Raw genomic sequence first — 16,857 nt, 5'->3', positions numbered from 1 at the left:
ATGCTTCGCTTGCTGCCAAAACTATGTCTTTTCCTCATTTTCGCAGGACGGCTGGCGCAGGCCTGCGCGGGCGAGGTCGTGCTGTATTCCTCCAACAACGTGGAGACGGTGAACCAGGTCGTCGACCAGTTCACCAAGCAGAACCCCGACATCAAGGTGTCCGTGGTGCGCGCCGGCACCGGGGCGCTGATGCAGCGCATCAAGGCCGAGGCCGCCAACCCGCTGGGCGACATCTTCTGGTCGGGCGGCCTGTCGACCATCGGCGAATTCCGCGACCAGTTCCAGCCCCACGAGTCCGCGCAGGCCGCGGCGATACCGCCGGCCTATCGCGGACCGAACGGCCTCTGGCTGGGCACCAACGTCCACGTGACCGTGCTGATGGCGAACCTGCGCCAGACGCCGGGCGGTCAGCCGCCGCGGGGGTGGGCCGACCTGGCCGACCCGAAGTGGAAGGGCAGGATCGTCATTCCCGATCCGGAGCGCAGCAGCGCCTCGTTCGTCGCGCTGTACGGCTTGCAGCAGCTGCTGGGCAACGAGGTTCTCGCCAAGGTCGCGCGCAACGCCGTGATCGTCGGCACCACCTCCGCCGCCTACGAAGGCGTGGCCAAGGGCGAGTTCGCGGTGGCGGTGACGATGGAGTACGCCGCCTACGAGTACGTGGCCGGCGGACTCAAGGAGATCAAGCTGGTCTATCCGGCCGAGGGCACCTTCCTCTCGCCCGAAGGCATGGCCCTGATCAAGGGCGCGAAGCATCCGCAGGAGGCCCGCCGGCTCTACGAATTCCTCGCCGCCGGCAAGACGCAGACCGAAGTCTTCAAGAGCGCCTACCGCCGTCCGCTGCGCACCGACATCGACGTGAGCAGGCTGGCGGAATTGCCCGCGCTGTCGAGCATCAAGGTCGTGGCGCTCGACGATGCCCGGATGGGCACGGAGCGCGCGGCATTCATCGCGCAGTGGCGCCAGAGCGTCAACGCGCGCTGACCGGCACCGCAGGCCGACGGAAAGCCACCGATGCAAGTCTCATTCGAAGCCATCGCCCAGAGCTATGGCGGCCAGGCCCTGTTCGACGGGCTCGATCTCGCCATCCCGAGCGGGTCGTTCTTCACGCTGCTGGGGCCTTCGGGCTGCGGCAAGACCACGCTGTTGCGCATGCTGGGCGGGTTCGTGCGGCCGGACGCCGGGCGCATCCGGTTCGGCGATGAGGACGTGACCCACGTGCCGGTGCATCGCCGCGGGGTCGGCATGGTGTTCCAGGACTACGCGCTGTTTCCCGACCGCTCGGTCCTCGCCAACGTCGTCTACGGACTCGCCGCGCGCGGCGTCGACCGCGCCGCCGCGGAGCAACGCGCGCTGGCCATGCTCGACCGCGTGGGCCTGAAGGCGCTGGCCGACCGCTCGCCCGCGGCCCTGTCCGGCGGCCAGCGGCAGCGCGTCGCGATGGCGCGCGCGCTGGTGATCGAGCCCCGGCTGCTGCTGCTGGACGAACCGCTGTCGGCGCTGGACGTCAAGCTGCGCGTCGAGCTGCGCAGCCTGGTGCGCGAGCTGCAGACCGAGGCGGGCATCACGACCGTGTTCGTCACGCACGACCAGGAAGAAGCGCTGGCGCTGTCCGACCTGATCGCCGTGATGGACCGCGGGCGCATCGTCCAGATCGGCCCGCCGCGCGAGATCTACGCCCGGCCCGGCACCGCCTTCGCCGCCGACTTCGTCGGGGGAGCCAACCTCATCGCCATCGACGAGGAACTGCCCGCGGCCGCCAACGGGCTGCGCCGCCTGGGCACGCCGGCCGGCGTCATCCTGACCGACAGCGCGGTGCCGTTGCGCCCCGGCGCGGTGCTGGCGGTGCGCAGCGAGGAGCTGGTCTTCGCCGACGCCGATGCGACGGCCGACGGCCATCTGCGCGGCGTGATCGAGCATGTCGAATTCCGCGGCGGCCTCACGGGCTACCGGGTGCGCACCAGCGCCGGCGTGCTCCGGGTCGAGGTGCGCACGCGCCAGCAGGACCAGAGCCGCTCGCGCGACGACGCCGTCGTGCTGGCACTGCCCGTCGACGCGCACATCGTGCAGGCCGCATGATGTCCCGCGCGCTGCGACGCGATCCCGCCTGGCTGGTGCTGGCGCTGTGCGCCATCGGCGTGCTGGGCGTGTTCCTGGTCCTGCCGTTGGCGGGGATGATCGGCAAGTCCTTCGTGGGCCCCGACGGACAGCCGAGCTTCGGCGGCTACCTGCGCTTCTTCGCCGAGGCCTCGTACCGCGAGGTCTTCTTCAACACGCTGATCCTCGGGCTGGCGGTCACGATCACCTCGATGCTCGTGGGCGGCGGCCTGGCCGTGGTCGTCGCGCGCTGCAGGTTTCCGCTGGCCGGCATCGTCACCGCGTTGCCGCTGGTGACGCTGGTGGTCCCCGACGTCGTCGTGGCCGCGGCCTGGGTGCTGATCCTGGGCAAGCAGGGCCTCGTCAACATGGCGCTGGCACCCTGGGGCATCGAGTTGCCGTCGCTCTATTCGTGGTGGGGCATGGTCTACGTGATGACCCTCAACAACTACGTGTACGCCTTCGTCGCCGTCCTGGTCGGCCTGAAGTCGATGGACCGCAACCTGGAGGAGGCCGCGCTGAGCCTGGGCCGGCCGATCGGCCGCGTGCTCGGTGGCGTGACCCTGCCGCTGCTGCTGCCCTCGCTGTTCGCCGGCGCGCTCATCGTGTTCACCCACGTGATCGGCAGCTTCGGCGTGCCGGCCATCCTGGGCGCGCGCACGCCGGTGCTGGCGGTGAAGGCCTACAACGAGTTCGTCAGCGAGATGGGCGGCAACCCGCAGATGCAGACCACGATGGCATCGCTGCTGGTGCTGCTGGGCGCGGGCCTGCTGCTGGTCCAGAAACTGGTGATCGAGAAGCGTCAGTTCCAGATGGAAGCGGGCCGCAGCCCGGCGGTGCTGGCGATCCACGGCTGGCGCGCGGTGCTGGCCAGCGGTGCCGTGCTCGGCGTGGTGCTGCTGTCGCTGCTGCCGGCCGTGGTGGTGGTCGTCACCGCGTTCACGCCGTCCGTGGGGCCGGTGCTGCGCTACGGCAGCTTCACGCTGGCCCATCTGCAGCATGCGCTGTTCCGCGCGCCCGAGCCCTTGTACAACTCGCTGTTCCTGGCCTCGATCGCCACCGTGGCGGGCGTCGTTTTCTCGGTCGTGTCGGCCTACCTGATCGTCAAGCGGCGCTCGTGGCTCACCCATGTGCTCGACGTGCTGGTGATGCTGCCGCTGACCATCGCGGGCACCGTGCTGGGCATCGCGCTCATCAACGCGTTCAACAGCGGCTGGCTGGTGCTCACGGGCAGCTGGGTGGTGATGGCACTGGCCTACTTCCTCCGGCGCATGCCCACCAGCGTGCGCGCCGCCGCCGGCCCGCTGCACAACCTGCGCGATTCGATCGAGGAGGCCTCCATGAGCCTGGGCGTGAGCCCGCTGCGAAGCTTCGTGCGCGTGGTGCTTCCGGTGATCGGCCCGTCGGTCGTCGCCGCCGCCGTGCTGATGTGGGTCACGACCCTGTCGGAGCTGTCGGCCACGGTCGTCCTGTACTTCGGCGGCATGAACACCATGCCGATCGAGATCTTCCAGCAGATCGACAGCGGGCGGCTGGCACTGGCCTGTGCCTACAGCCTGGTGCTGCTGCTGACCATCTTCATCCCCCTGGCGCTGGCGCGCTGGATCTTCAAGCTGAGAGTAGGAACCATCGAATGACGACAACCACAACAACAGCACCTTCGCACGATCTCCACCCATTCCTGGCCGGGCGCGTGCTCGGTGCCAAGCCCTCGGCCACGAAGGAGATGACGCGGCTGGCCAACCAGCTCAAGCGCGAGGGCCGCAACGTCATCGCGCTGAGCCAGGGTGAGCCCGATTTCCCGACGCCCGACCATGTGCGCGAGGCCGGCAAGCAGGCCATCGACCGCGGCGAGTCGCGCTATACCGACGTGGCCGGAACCTTCGCGCTGCGCGAGGCGGTGGTGCGCAAGTTCGAGCGCGACCACGGACTGCGCTTCGACCCCGAGCAGATCCAGGTCGGCTGCGGTGCCAAGCAGATCCTCTACAACGCGCTGCAGGCCACCATCGATCCGGGCGACGAGGTGGTGGTGCCGACGCCGGCCTGGGTGTCCTACCCCGAGATGGTGCTGCTGGCGGGCGGCACGCCCGTGATCGTCCGCTGCGGCGCCGCGAGCGGCTTCAAGCTCACGCCGCGGCAGCTGGAGGACGCCATCACGCCGCGCACCAAGTGGCTGATGCTCAACTCGCCGTCGAATCCCAGCGGCGCGGTCTATTCGCACGACGAACTGGCCGCGCTCGGCGCGGTGCTGCTGCGCCATCCGCGGGTCTGGGTGATGGCGGACGACATCTACGAGAAGATCCGCTACCAGACCGACGCCTTCGCCACGCCGGCCGCCGTGATGCCCGCGCTCGCGTCGCGCACGCTGACCATCAACGGCGTGTCCAAGGCCTACGCCATGACCGGCTGGCGCGTGGGCTTCGGCGCCGGGCCGCTCGAACTGATCAAAGCGATGAACCTGGTCCAGTCGCAGTCCACCTCGCACACCAGTTCGATCAGCCAGGCCGCCGCCGTCGCCGCGCTCGACGGCCCGATGGATTTTCTTCCCCAGTTCGTCGAGGCCTTCCGGCGGCGCCGCGACAGCGTGGTCGGCCAGCTCAACCGCATCGAAGGCATCGCCTGCGACCTGCCGCCCGGCGCCTTCTACGCCTTCCCGAGCTGCCAGGGACTGCTGGGGCGGCGCGATCCCGCGGGCCACCTGATCGCGACGGATGCCGACCTCGCGCTGTACCTGCTGCGCGAGGCGGGGGTGGCGATCGTTCCCGGCTCCGCGTTCGAGCTGCCGGGCCATTTCCGCGTCTCCTATGCGGCCTCGGACGCGGAGCTCGACGCGGCCATGGCGCGGATCGCCGCGGCCTGCGGGCGACTCGGCTGAGCGGCGCTCCACATCACTTCGTTCACCCACTCCGGAGAATTTCCAATGACCAAGAACCAGGCGCTGCGCGCAGCCCTCGACAGCGGCCGGCTGTTCACCGCCATGGCCGCCCACAATCCCCTGGTGGCGAAGCTGGCCGAACAGGCCGGTTTCGGCGGCATCTGGGGCAGCGGCTTCGAGCTGTCGGCCAGCTATGCCGTGCCCGACGCCAACATCCTGTCGATGTCCACGCACCTGGAGATGATGCGGGCCATCGCCTCCACCGTGTCCATTCCCTTGATCGCCGACATCGACACCGGCTTCGGCAACGCGGTGAACGTCCACTACGTCGTGCCGCAGTACGAAGCGGCGGGCGCGTCGGCCATCGTGATGGAGGACAAGACCTTTCCCAAGGACACCAGCCTGAGGACCGATGGCCGGCAGGAGCTGGTCCGCATCGAGGAGTTCCAGGGCAAGATCGCGGCGGCGACCGCTGCTCGCGCCGACAGGGACTTCGTGGTGATCGCGCGCGTGGAAGCGCTGATCGCAGGCCTGGGCCAGCAGGAAGCCGTGCGGCGCGGCCAGGCCTACCAGGAGGCCGGCGCCGACGCGATACTGATCCATTCCAGGCAGAAGACGCCCGACGAGATCCTGGCCTTCGTCAAGTCCTGGCCCGGCAAGGTGCCGCTGGTGCTGGTGCCCACCGCCTATCCGCAACTGACCGAGGCCGACATCGCCGCGCTCTCGAAGGTCGGCGTCGTCATCTACGGCAACCACGCCATCCGCGCGGCCGTCGGCGCCGTGCGCGAGGTGTTCGCCCGGATCCGCAGAGACGGCGGTATCCGCGACGTGGATGCGGCGCTTCCGTCCGTCAAGGAGATCATCGAACTGCAAGGCGACGAACGCATGCGCGCCGTCGAGGCTCGCTATCTGAAGTAGCCGCGCGCTCAGGCCGGCTTCGCCGCGTCGTCCCCGCTCTCGAGCAGCCGCCGGGCGTGCGGATGGGCGCTGGTCTCGATCGGCAGCTGGCTGTCCGAGCGGCCGTGCGCGAGAAAGAAGCGCGGCGTGCCGGCCTGCGCGAAGCTGTTCATGAAGCCGGCCGACAGGCCGATCAGGTGGCTCGCCACGTCGCCGTTGGAGAAACCCGCGAGCGCGAGCCGCGCGGACTCTCGGCCCTGCATGACGATTCCGGACCTCGGACGGGTAGTCGCCATCGGGGGTCTTCTGTGTTGGACGTGCTCGAAAGAGTATGACAAAGTATGATCCACGCAGACTTGAAGGAGTGTGACCCTTGCCCAGCACCCTGGAACGATTGACCGTGACCATGCCTGTAGAGATGGCTGCGACCATCAAGCAGGCGGTGGACGAGGGCGAGTACGCCTCGACCAGCGAAGTGGTGCGTGAAGCCCTGCGCGAATGGAAGACTCGGCGCCAGCTGATGCTCGCCGAGTTGTCCGTCCTCAAGGCGGATATCGATCGAGGCCTGGCGGATGTGGCCGCGGGCCGCGTCAAGGACTTCGATGCCGATCGCATCATCGAACGCGGGAGACAGCTATTGGCCGCACGCTCCAGCTGACTGCGAGTGCCGAGCAGGACCTGGCGGAAATCTGGTCTTTCATCGCCGAGGGCGCCTCGGAGGCCGTTGCCACCCGGTTCCTCGAGAAGTTGCATTCCACCTGCCAGGGGCTGCTGGCGTTTCCGATGGCGCATCCCGAGCGTCGACAACTCGCGCCTGAGCTGCGCGTCGTCTTTCATGGCGCCTACGCGATCTACTACCGTCCCGACGATGCCACGGTGACGATCGTTCGCGTCGTGCACGGTGCGCGTGATCTGGGCGCGATCGTCGATCAGGGCGGATTCGATGTCTGACCGCGGAGCGCTGCCAGGCACCTGAGCTCAGGCCGCCCTCGCCGCCTCATCCCCCAGGAAGAACGCCACCGCCCGCCCCACCACCCACGGCACGATCACATGGTCCCCATCGAAGGGCTGCAGCGTGAGGTCGTGCCCGCTCTCGAGCAGCCGCCGGGCGTGCGGATGGGCGCTGGTCTCGATCGGCAGCTGGCTGTCCGAGCGGCCGTGCGCGAGAAAGAAGCGCGGCGTGCCGGCCTGCGCGAAGCTGTTCATGAAGCCGGCCGACAGTCCGATGACGTGGCTCGCCACGTCGCCGTTGGTGAGGCCCAGCGACAGCGCGTAGCTGCCGCCGTCGGAGAAACCCGCGAGCGCGAGCCGCGCAGGGTCGAGCCGGAAATGCCGCGACACCGTGGCCAGCGCGCTGTCGAGCCGCTCGAGGTCGGGGCCATGGCCGCCGACCACGATGTCCCAGGTGGCGTACATCGACTGCGGCGCCAGCAGCAGGAAGCCGCGCGAGCGCGCATGGGCGACGAAGTGCGGCAGCACGCGGTTGGCCTCGCCGCCCGCGCCATGGAACATCACGAGCAGGGGCAGCGGCGCATCCGTGGGCAGGCCCTCGGGCACGACCAGCACCGCGTCGCGGCCTTCGTCGAAACCCAGGTCGTGGCGCCCGGGCGGCAACGGTTCGTACAGCGGCGCGGCGCCGGGCCGGAAGGCCATGCGGCCCGTGAGCGCGCCGCCGAACAGGGTGGGGTCGATCATGCGTGGCCTCCGGGCGATGCGGCGGGCGCGATACCGCGGAACACCGCGCACTGCGCGAAGGACTGCGTCGACAGCGGCAGTTCCTTGCGCCGGCAGTACTTGCTCGTGAGCTTGAGCAACTCCTTGATGTCGCGGCCGCTGGCGCCCGCGTAGTCGACCACCAGCCGGTCGATCACCGCGGCGGGCAGATCCACGCCGAGCTGGGCCGACAGCGTGGCCCACAGGCGCCGCGCATCCTCGGGCCCGGGCGGCTGGTAGTCGATCACCGCGATGCAGCGCGAGAGGATGGCCTCGTCGATGTCGCCGACGCGGTTGGTGGTCATGAACAAGAGGCCGCTGAAGTATTCGAGCGTGCGCAGGAACTCGGCCACGATGGCGTTGTGCTGCAGGTCGTTGTCGCGGCGCCGGATGTAGACGTCGGCCTCGTCGAGCAGCAGCACGCAGCCCCAGCGCGCGGCGCGCTGCAGGATGCGCGTGAGGCTGGCCTCGACCGAGCTCGCCGTCACGCCGAGCTGGCCCGAATGCACGCGGTACAGCGGCTTGCCGACCACTTCCGCGTAGACCTCGGCGGTCAATGTCTTTCCCAGGCCGGGCGCGCCCTTGCACAGGATGGTGGTGCCGCCCGACTTGCCGGGCACCACGTCCTCCACCAGGAAGTTGCGGTCGGCCGTGAGGATGTCGATCAGGTCGCGGTGCGCCTGCGGCAGCACCAGCCGCTCGCGCAGGCTCGGTTGGTACTGGTAGTCCTGCACATGCTGGGCATGGACCCAGATGTTGCGGTGCCAGTCGAGGTGGAACAGGTGCAGGTAGCAGTGCTGGGGAATGCGGTCGAAGCCCTGGGCGATGCCGCTCTCGCGCCAGTGATGCGGATCGGCCGCCAGGTCGAAGCGGCGGCGCAGCAGCTCCTCGTCGTTCACGCAGCGCACGGCGGCGCCCTCGGGCAGCCGGTGGCACTCGAGCGCCGCGCGCGGGCCCTCGCCCGCGGTCCACACGCTGCCGCCGACGGTGAACTGCGCGCCGTGCCGCGGCTGCAGCTTGACGAAGCGCTCGAGCTGCATCTCGTATTCGCGCTTGAACTCCGCGCACTCCTTGTGAAAGCCGTGGTCGGCGAACAGGTCGGCCAGCGTGCGCTGCGGCAACTGCTCCTCGTAGAAGCTCAGGCCCCAGGTCATGCCCGCGAAGCGCAGCCGGGGCTCGGAGGGCGGCTCGCGGCCGGCGGCCTGCAAGGTGTTGGCGAGCAGGCCCACGAGCACGTAGGCATTGCCCTCGGTGGGCTTCACCAGCCGCACCGTGTGGACCAGCCAGGGCAGCAGCACGCCGTCCTTGCCGCGCTGGTAGAGCCAGCCGTCGATGGCGTCGCGCGCCAGCCATTCGGTCAGCGCCGGCACCATCGCCTCGAGGTTCGCGATCGGCTGCAGCTGCGATTCGCCGTTGAGGTTGTCGAGCGCGAGCAGCTGGAACACCAGGTCGCGCGCGCCCTTGCCGAGGCTCAGCTGGTAGAGCAGGTTGAGCGAGCGGCCGTCGAAGTGGCGGCTCGACACGACGCGTATGCCGCTGCAGGCCCCCTGGCCGCCCAGCTGGAGGCCCAGCGGCGACTGCGCGCCGACCTGGCTGCGCAGAACGGCGGCCAGCATCTCCGGTATCTCGAGTTCCAAGGCGTCTCCTCGTGTCGCCTGTCCATGCTAGAGCGGTGCGGGCGCCCGGCGATTGACCTGGGTCAAGCCCGTGGGAAGATGGCGGCGGCCATCGCGCAGCCATGGCCCGACGCAGACAAGGAAGGAAAGCGCCCATGCCCCCGCCCTCGAAGACCTCGCTGTTCGCCGCCGCGAAGGCCTGGGACGCGGCCTCGGTCCAGGCCCAGCTGGCCCAGGCGCCGGCGCTGATTGGTGCCACCGATCCGCGCGGCCGCGCGGCGATCCATCTGGCCTGCACGGTGAAGGCCGCGGGCGCGCAGCTCGCGGAACCCCATGGGATCGAGACCGTGACCGCGCTGCTCGATGCGGGTGCCGATCTCGAGGCCGAGGTGCCCATGGACGAGGACGAGGGCGACTTCCGCGCCACGCCGATCTGGTATGCGGTGGCGCGCGGCGAGAACCTGCCGCTGGTGAAGTTCCTTGTCAAGCGCGGCGCGAACACCAGCGGGTCGCTGTGGGCCGCGGTGTGGTGCGACGACGCGGCGATATGCCGCGTGCTGCTCGCGAACAACCCCGAGCTGAACCTGCGCGCGCACGGCGAAACGCCGCTCTTCTATGCAGCCCGGCTGCAGCGGCTCGAGACGCTGGCGCTGTTGATCGCGGCCGGTGCCGATGCGTCCGTGGCCGACGCGCAGGGGCGCGATGCGGTCGACATCGCACGGGCGCGGCGTCTGCCGAAGGAGCTCATCGCGCGGCTCGAGCAGTCGAAGCGATCGCGTCCCGCATAGATCCACGCAAGCGTCGGCTAGACCTGCGCGCGCTGGCGCGACAGCCCGTCGACCCGCCTGAGCATCTCGGGCAGCCGGTAGGCACCGGCCATCGCGCGGATGTGCGCCCTGGCCTGCTCGAGCGGCATGCCCGCGGCCGTCACGAAGAGCGGACGCGCGCTCTCGCCGCGCAGCAGTTCGGTCTCGGGCGGCGCCCCCGCGAACCTCGTCTTCGCGACGCCGATCACCGGGGTCGTGCGGCCGAGCTTGTCCCAGAGCACCGCGCCGAGGCCGTCGCGCGGCGGCGTGCCCAGCGTCACGTAGCCGTCGATGACGATGCAGGCGAGCGGTTCGGCGACCTGCGCGAGCACGGCCTCGATGCGGGGCAGCTCGCGGCGGTAGAACGCGCCGGGCACATAGTCCTCGACCCGCGGCACCGGCACCAGGATCTCGCGCACGGGCGCGGTGTCGCGCCAGTCCGCGAGCAGCAGCCCGGCGGCCATCGCGCCGCCCGACTCGGCGTAGGCGACATCGACGGCGAGGATCACGCGGGCTTGCCGGCCGCGAAGCCGATGCGGGGTGACGTGATGCGGCCGTTCGCGACCGCGAGCACGAAGCGCAGGGTGTCGCCCTCGACGACGATCTGCACGCCGAGCTTCGCCGTCACGGCCTCGCCGGCGAGTTGCGCGCCGCCCCAGCTCGCCGTGATGTCACGAGCGGATAGTGCCGCGACCTCCGCGCCCAGGCCGCGGCCCACCGATTCCGAGCGCAGCACGATGGTGTTGAGGCCCTGCTCGTGCCCGTCCATCGACACGCGCAGGCCCGGCAGTGCGAGCAGTCCGTCTCCGAGCCGCAGTTCGCCCGACAAGGCCGTGCGCCCGAGCAGCGTGCGCGCCTGCGCCGTCAGCCCCTGGGCCTGCGTGCCCAGGCCCTGGCGCAGCATCGATTCGGCGAAGGGCCGCAGCCGGAGCTTGCCGCGCTCGGAGATCCATGGCCCGATCAGGCTCTTGCGGCGCTCGAACTCCACGCCCGCGAGCGGCGCCGAGGCGAACTGGTAGAGGTAGCTGCGGCCGTTCGGCGCGTCGACGTAGAAGCCGAGCGGGCTCACGCCCATGCGCGAGTCGGGCCCCACGTGCTCGACGGTGGCGTCGTTGAAGTCGACCAGCCCATGGCGGATCGGCACGGTCACGTCGGCATCGAACAGCAGGTGCGCGTCGGTGATGCGGCCGCGCAGGGTGCCGTCGATCTCGCCGAGCGGGCCGAGCTGCCAGGCATCGGCCGGCGGCGGCAGCGTCGTGCCGTCGGCGGGATGGGTGGCTTCCCACAGTTGGCGGAATGGCCGTGGCAGCACCAGCGGGCCGTGCAACTTCAGGCCGGCGAATTCCGCGTCGCGGGCCTCGATGGCGCCGACGCGCAGCGACCCGTTCTCGGCATGCAAGCGCGCGACCAGCTCGTGCACGGCGATGCGCTCGATCTCCAGCACCAGCGAGCCCGTGGCGAGCCGCAGGGCCGTCGCTTCGAGCCGCGCGATCCGCAGTTCGCGCGTGCCGTCCTGCCCCGCGGTCCAGCGCACGCCCTCGAGCGTGAAGCGATTCGGATCGGCATCGCCGCGCGCGCCGAGTTCCAGGCCCAGCACGAGATCGACGAGAGAGGCAGCGAGGGAAGCGCTCATGGTGGCTTTCTAGCAGACGGGCTCAGCGGCACATCGGAAACCCGCCCGTCTCCAGATGGAAGTGATCGCGGTGCGCCGCGTTGTACTCGGGCCCGAGCACGCCGCGAAAGAACCGGCAGGCACCCAGGTGGGCATCGTTCAGCAGCGCGGCCGAAGGGTTCGTGGCGTCGATGCGCCAGTCCTTGCGCACGTTGATGCGGCGCCCGTCCGCGAGCACGAAGCCGGCCACGTCGAAGGCATCGGCCGTGGCATGCCGGCTGCGCGGCGCGCCGGGCATCGCGCCTTCACCGCGGTTCACGTTGCGGCAGGCATAGCTGCCGAGGTGGTCGATCGCGGCGACCGGCTGGCCGAAGTGCCGCAGGGCCGCGGGCTGCAGCGCATGGTGCTCCCACATGAAGAAGGACAGCGCCATCGGGCAGCTCAGCGTGGGCGCGCTGCCCAGCCGCACGCCGGCCGAGCGCAGGCGCACCGCGTTCTCGAAGCCGCAGCCCGGGCCGGTGACGCGGTCGGGCACGCGCTCGTACTGCATGCCGGTGTCGGCGAGCGCGGCCTGGCAGCGCACCGGGTCGCCACGCGCGCGGGCCAGCTTGTACGAAGTGAGCCAGTTGGGCGCTGCCGTCACGTCGAGCGGTGCCCAGGGATCGTGGCGCTCGGGCACCTCGATGGCACCCGTGAAGACGGCCACCACGCCGGCGGCGAAGGCGACGACCAGCGCTAGGGCCAGTCGGCGTCCGAGGCTGGCGGGTCGGGCGGGTCGGTCTTGCGCGGGCGGCAGGGGCACGGGGAACGATGGCGGTGAATGGCGAAAGCCTCATTGGGACCCGACCGCGCGCGCGGCGCTGTCGGGATGATCGGCCAGCGCGTGTAGGCCGATGCGAACCGGCCCGGCGCCGCTCAAGGCCGGATGCAATCGAGCAGCACGCGGAACGCCGGCTCGATGTTCGCCTCCTCCACGCAGGCATAGCCCAGCAGCAGCCCGCGCCGCCCGTCGCCGCGCCGGTAGTAGCGCGACAGCGGCCGCGAGAGCACGCCGCGCGCCTGCGCCGCTTCCATGATCGCCACGTCGTCGCGGTCCTCGGGCAGCCGCAGCACCAGGTGCAGCCCGGCATTGCTGGCCTGCGGATGCAGATGGTCGGGGCCCAGGTGCTCGGCGATCAAGCCGGCCAGCAGCGCGCGCCGGCGCGCATAGAGCACGCGCATGCGGCGGATATGGGCGGCGTAGTGGCCCTGGCCGATGAGTTCGGCCAGCGCCACCTGCGTGATGGCGTGGCCCTCGCGGTAGAGGTCGGCATGGGCGGTGCGGAAATGCGCGGCCAGCGCGCGCGGCAGCACCATGTAGCCCACGCGCAGGCCCGGGAACAGCGTCTTGCTGAAGGTGCCGATGTAGATCACCGGGCTGTCGTCCTCGAGCCCCTGCATCGAGGGAATGGGCCGGCCTGCGAAGCGGAACTCGCTGTCGTAGTCGTCCTCCACGATCCAGCTGCCCGACTGGCGCGCGAAGTCGAGCAACTCGCGCCGCCGCGCCAGGCTCATCACCGAGCCCAGCGGGTACTGGTGCGAGGGCGTGACGAAGATCAGCCGCGGCGCGCTGCCGCCGCGCGGCCAGCCGGCCCCGGGGCCGTCGCCCTCGGCCTCCACGCGCAGCGGCCGCACGCGCAAGGCACCCATCTGCAGCAGCTTGTGGAAGCCCCAGTAGCCGGGCTCCTCGACCCACACGGTGTCGCTCGGGTCGGCCAGCATGCGCAGCGACAGGTCGATGGCCTGGTGCACGCCCTCGGTGATCAGCACCTGGTCGGCGTCGCAGCGCACCGCGCGGGCCACGCGCAGGTGCTCGGCCACGGCTTCGCGCAGCGCCGGGTGGCCGCCGCCATGCGAATAGGTCAGCAGCTCGGGCGCCGGATCGCGCCACAGGCGCGCGACGATGCGGCCGAAGGCGCGGTGCGGGAACTGGGTCACGTCGGGCACGCCGGGCATGAAGGCGCCCCACTGGCGCGCCGCGGCCGAGGCATCGTCGACCAGTGCCTGGGCGCGCCGGGCCAGCCGCACCGGCGCGGCGCGGGCCGGCGCGGCGGCGGCGCCGCGGCCGGTGGCCAGCTGGCTCTCGGGCGTGGTCTCGGCCACGAAGGTGCCGCTGCCCACGCGCGAATGCACGTAGCCCTCGGCGCGCAGCTGCTCGTAGGCATGCAGCACGGTGTTGCGCGACATGCCGGTCTCGCGCGCCAGGTCGCGCGAGGCCGGCAGCGCGCTCGAGGGCGGCAGGCTGCCGTCGAGGATGGCGCCGCGCAGGCAGTCGTAGAGCTGGCGGTTGAGCGCGGCGCCGGCGGCGGGAGCGATGCGCTGCAGCACCAGGTCGGCGCAGATGGATTTCATGGCTTTTTGGATTGGCTCCATCCTGATTGCAGGAAGTGGATCTTTTTGATGGAGCCAATTGCGCATTCAATCAGAACTTCCGATCGACCTCCAGCCTTTCTCGGCCGCTTCCAGCCATGACCACCAACTCCGAACTCCAGACCCGCCGCCTCGCGGCCACGCCGCGCGGCGTGGGCGTGATGTGCGGCTTCTATGCCCAGCGCGCCGAGAACGCGACGCTGTGGGACATCGAAGGCCGCGAATACATCGACTTCGCCGCCGGCATCGCGGTGCTCAACACCGGCCACCGCCATCCGCGCCTGGTGGCCGCGATCCAGGAGCAGCTCGGGCGCTTCACGCACACGGCCTACCAGATCGTTCCCTACGAGAGCGTGGTGACGCTGGCCGAGCGCCTCAATGCGCTGGTGCCGATCTCCGGGCCGGTGAAGACGGCCTTCTTCACCACCGGCGCCGAGGCGCTGGAGAACGCGGTGAAGATCGCGCGCGCCCACACCGGCCGCGCCGGCGTGATCGCCTTCGGCGGCGGCTTCCATGGCCGCACGCTGATGGCGCTGGCCATGACCGGCAAGGTCGCGCCCTACAAGACCGGCTTCGGCCCGTTCCCGGCCGACGTGTTCCACGTGCCGTTCCCGGGCGCGCTGCAGGGCGTGAGCGCCGACGACTCGCTGGCCGCGATCGAGAAGCTGTTCAAGGCCGACATCGACCCGAAGCGCGTGGCCGCGATCGTGATCGAGCCGGTGCAGGGCGAGGGCGGCTTCAACGTCGCGCCCACCGCTCTGCTGCAGGGCCTGCGCCGCCTCTGCGACGCGCACGGCATCGTGCTGATCGCCGACGAGGTGCAGACCGGCTTCGCGCGCACCGGCCGGCTGTTCTCGATGCAGCACCACGGCGTCGAGCCCGACCTGATCACCATGGCCAAGAGCCTCGCGGGCGGCATGCCGCTGTCTGCCGTGGCCGGCCGCGCCGCCATCATGGATGCGCCGGCGCCCGGCGGCCTCGGCGGCACCTACGCGGGCAATCCGCTGGCGGTGGCCTCGGCGCACGCGGTGCTCGACGTGATCGCCGACGAGAAGCTTTGCGAACGCGCCACCGCGCTGGGCGAGCGCCTGGTCGGCCGGTTGCTGAAGATCAAGGAATCGAACCCCGCGCTGGCCGAAGTGCGCGCGCAGGGCTCGATGGTCGCGGTCGAGCTGCGCGATGCGGCCACGGGCGCGCCGGACGCCGAGGCCGTGGCACGCGTGCAGGCCAAGGCGCTGGCGCAGGGCCTGGTGCTGCTGAGCTGCGGCATGTACGGCAACGTGATCCGCTTCCTCTACCCGCTGACCATTCCCGACGCGCAGTTCGAACGCGCGCTGGCCATCGTCGAGGAGGCGTTCTCGGCATGAACACCGCATCCACCCTGGGCCTGCAGCGCCCCGACCTGCTGCGCGGCGCCGGCCTGATCGATGGCCAGTGGGTCGCGGCCGACGACGGCGCCACCTTCGCCGTCAACGACCCCGCCACCGGCCGGCACCTGGCCGACGTGCCGCTGATGGGCCGCGCCGAGACCGAGCGTGCCATCGCCGGCGCCGCCGCCGCGCTGCCCGCCTGGCGCGCGCGCACCGCGCCCGATCGTGCGCGCGTGCTGCGCCGCTGGGCCGAGCTGATGCTCGCGCACCAGGACGACCTGGGCCGGCTGATGACGCTCGAGCAGGGCAAGCCGCTGGCCGAGGCGCGCGGCGAGATCGCCTATGCGGCCTCGTTCATCGAATGGTTCGCCGAGGAGGCCAAGCGCGTGGACGGCGAGGTGCTGCAGCCGCAGCGCGCGGGCCAGCGCATCGTGGTGCTCAAGCAGCCGATCGGCGTGTGCGCCGCGATCACGCCGTGGAACTTCCCGGCCGCGATGATCACGCGCAAGGTCGGCCCCGCGCTGGCCGCGGGCTGCACTATCGTCGTCAAGCCGGCCGAACTCACGCCGCTGAGCGCCTTCGCGCTCGGCGTGCTGGGGCTCGAGGCCGGACTGCCGCCCGGCGTGCTGCAGATCGTGGCCGGCAACGCGCCCGAGATCGGCGCCGCGCTGTGCGAGATCCCGACCGTGCGCAAGCTCAGCTTCACCGGCTCGACCGGCGTGGGCCGCGTGCTCGCGCAGCAGTGCGCGCCGACCATCAAGAAGCTCTCGCTCGAGCTCGGCGGCAATGCGCCGCTGATCGTGTTCGACGACGCCGACCTCGACCGCGCGATCGAGGGCATCGTGGCCTCCAAGTTCCGCAACGCGGGCCAGACCTGCGTCTGCGCCAACCGCATCTACGTGCAGGCCGGCATCTACGACGCCGTGGCCGCGCGGTTGGTGGCCGCGGTCGAGGCGATGCGCGTGGGCAACGGCCTCGAGGCCGGCATCACGCAAGGCCCGCTGATCGATGGCCGCGCGGTCGCCAAGGTGCGCCAGCACATCGACGACGCGCTCACGCAGGGCGCCGAACTGCGCACCGGCGGCAAGCCGCATGCGCTGGGCGGCAGCTTCTTCGAGCCCACCGTGCTGACCGGCGTGACGCAGGCCATGCGCGTGGCGCGCGAGGAGACCTTCGGGCCGCTGGCGCCGCTGTTCCGCTTCGAGACCGAGGAGGAGGTCGTCGCGATGGCCAACGATTCGGAGTTTGGCCTCGCCGCCTACCTGTTCACCGAGGACCGCCGCCGCCTCTGGCGCGTGGGCGAACAGCTTGAGACCGGCATGGTCGGCATCAACACCGGCCTGATCTCGAACGAGGTCGCTCCGTTCGGCGGCGTGAAGCAGTCGGGCCTGGGCCGCGAGGGCTCGCGGCACGGGATCGAGGACTACCTCGAGCTCAAGTACCTCTGCCTGCAGGACTGAGCATG

17 protein-coding genes are annotated in these 16,857 nt (G+C 70.8%); 10 read left to right on the top strand and 7 right to left on the bottom strand.

What is annotated here, in order from left to right; all coding sequences use genetic code 11:
* The 5 genes from ACHMXE_RS03980 to ACHMXE_RS03960 are packed head-to-tail and all read left to right on the top strand — an operon-like array spanning position 1 to position 5,887.
* Positions 1–981 (top strand): ABC transporter substrate-binding protein, encoded by a 981-nt coding sequence (locus ACHMXE_RS03980; RefSeq protein WP_395346949.1) that lies wholly within the window; start codon positions 1–3, stop codon positions 979–981.
* Positions 982–1,011: 30 nt separating this feature from the next.
* Complete coding sequence (locus ACHMXE_RS03975; protein WP_395346948.1) at positions 1,012–2,076, top strand: ABC transporter ATP-binding protein; 1,065 nt, start codon at positions 1,012–1,014, stop codon at positions 2,074–2,076.
* Positions 2,076–3,731, top strand: a complete 1,656-nt coding sequence (locus ACHMXE_RS03970; protein WP_395346947.1) for an ABC transporter permease — start codon at positions 2,076–2,078, stop codon at positions 3,729–3,731. Before ACHMXE_RS03975 ends, ACHMXE_RS03970 begins: the two co-directional genes overlap by 1 nt.
* Positions 3,728–4,969, top strand: coding sequence for a pyridoxal phosphate-dependent aminotransferase (locus ACHMXE_RS03965; RefSeq protein ID WP_395346946.1), 1,242 nt, complete (start codon positions 3,728–3,730; stop codon positions 4,967–4,969). The genes ACHMXE_RS03970 and ACHMXE_RS03965 overlap by 4 nt, the downstream gene beginning before the upstream one ends.
* Positions 4,970–5,014: 45 nt before the next feature.
* Entirely contained in the window at positions 5,015–5,887 is an 873-nt protein-coding gene (locus ACHMXE_RS03960) for a phosphonopyruvate hydrolase (protein ID WP_395346945.1), read from the top strand.
* Positions 5,888–5,895: 8 nt separating this feature from the next.
* Here the strand turns inward: ACHMXE_RS03960 and ACHMXE_RS03955 are convergent, their stop codons facing one another.
* Entirely contained in the window at positions 5,896–6,129 is a 234-nt protein-coding gene (locus tag ACHMXE_RS03955) for a hypothetical protein (protein WP_209542051.1), read from the bottom strand.
* A 110-nt stretch (positions 6,130–6,239) separates the two neighbouring features.
* On the opposite strand from ACHMXE_RS03955, the gene ACHMXE_RS03950 reads away from it, so the two are divergent.
* Positions 6,240–6,524, top strand: a complete 285-nt coding sequence (locus ACHMXE_RS03950) for a ribbon-helix-helix protein, CopG family (protein WP_218159399.1) — start codon at positions 6,240–6,242, stop codon at positions 6,522–6,524.
* The gene (locus tag ACHMXE_RS03945) at positions 6,503–6,817 is read left to right on the top strand and encodes a type II toxin-antitoxin system RelE/ParE family toxin (protein WP_395347428.1); all 315 of its coding nucleotides are present in this window, start codon (positions 6,503–6,505) and stop codon (positions 6,815–6,817) included. Before ACHMXE_RS03950 ends, ACHMXE_RS03945 begins: the two co-directional genes overlap by 22 nt.
* Positions 6,818–6,844: 27 nt before the next feature.
* Here ACHMXE_RS03945 and ACHMXE_RS03940 read toward each other — a convergent pair whose 3' ends face one another.
* The gene (locus tag ACHMXE_RS03940; protein ID WP_395346944.1) at positions 6,845–7,561 is read right to left on the bottom strand and encodes an alpha/beta hydrolase; all 717 of its coding nucleotides are present in this window, start codon (positions 7,559–7,561) and stop codon (positions 6,845–6,847) included.
* Complete coding sequence (locus tag ACHMXE_RS03935) at positions 7,558–9,216, bottom strand: AAA family ATPase (protein WP_395346943.1); 1,659 nt, start codon at positions 9,214–9,216, stop codon at positions 7,558–7,560. The genes ACHMXE_RS03940 and ACHMXE_RS03935 overlap by 4 nt, the downstream gene beginning before the upstream one ends.
* 134 nt (positions 9,217–9,350) lie before the next feature.
* Between ACHMXE_RS03935 and ACHMXE_RS03930 the strand changes: the two genes are divergently transcribed.
* A complete protein-coding gene (locus ACHMXE_RS03930) occupies positions 9,351–9,983 on the top strand; it encodes an ankyrin repeat domain-containing protein (RefSeq protein ID WP_395346942.1) in 633 nt (210 codons plus the stop codon).
* A 17-nt stretch (positions 9,984–10,000) separates the two neighbouring features.
* On the opposite strand, the gene ACHMXE_RS03925 is transcribed toward ACHMXE_RS03930, so the two are convergent.
* The 4 genes from ACHMXE_RS03925 to ACHMXE_RS03910 all read right to left on the bottom strand — a co-directional run bounded on the left by ACHMXE_RS03925 (position 10,001) and on the right by ACHMXE_RS03910 (position 14,004).
* Positions 10,001–10,510, bottom strand: coding sequence for an endonuclease V (locus tag ACHMXE_RS03925; RefSeq protein ID WP_395346941.1), 510 nt, complete (start codon positions 10,508–10,510; stop codon positions 10,001–10,003).
* Positions 10,507–11,634 (bottom strand): hypothetical protein, encoded by a 1,128-nt coding sequence (locus ACHMXE_RS03920; RefSeq protein WP_395346940.1) that lies wholly within the window; start codon positions 11,632–11,634, stop codon positions 10,507–10,509. Before ACHMXE_RS03920 ends, ACHMXE_RS03925 begins: the two co-directional genes overlap by 4 nt.
* A 22-nt stretch (positions 11,635–11,656) precedes the next feature.
* Complete coding sequence (locus tag ACHMXE_RS03915; protein ID WP_395346938.1) at positions 11,657–12,415, bottom strand: extensin family protein; 759 nt, start codon at positions 12,413–12,415, stop codon at positions 11,657–11,659.
* A gap of 113 nt (positions 12,416–12,528) precedes the next feature.
* Complete coding sequence (locus ACHMXE_RS03910) at positions 12,529–14,004, bottom strand: PLP-dependent aminotransferase family protein (protein WP_395346937.1); 1,476 nt, start codon at positions 14,002–14,004, stop codon at positions 12,529–12,531.
* 116 nt (positions 14,005–14,120) lie between these two features.
* Here ACHMXE_RS03910 and ACHMXE_RS03905 point away from each other — a divergent pair, with 116 nt between their 5' ends.
* Positions 14,121–15,389, top strand: a complete 1,269-nt coding sequence (locus ACHMXE_RS03905) for a 4-aminobutyrate--2-oxoglutarate transaminase (RefSeq protein WP_395346935.1) — start codon at positions 14,121–14,123, stop codon at positions 15,387–15,389.
* Positions 15,386–16,852, top strand: a complete 1,467-nt coding sequence (locus ACHMXE_RS03900; protein WP_395346934.1) for an NAD-dependent succinate-semialdehyde dehydrogenase — start codon at positions 15,386–15,388, stop codon at positions 16,850–16,852. The genes ACHMXE_RS03905 and ACHMXE_RS03900 overlap by 4 nt, the downstream gene beginning before the upstream one ends.
* Positions 16,853–16,857: the final 5 nt, after the last annotated feature.

This window comes from Variovorax sp. UC122_21 (genome assembly GCF_044056785.1).
Taxonomy (GTDB): Bacteria; Pseudomonadota; Gammaproteobacteria; order Burkholderiales; family Burkholderiaceae_C; genus Variovorax.
The sequence above is the reverse complement of the archived record's forward strand: the minus strand, read 5'-3'. Positions and strand labels throughout refer to the sequence as shown.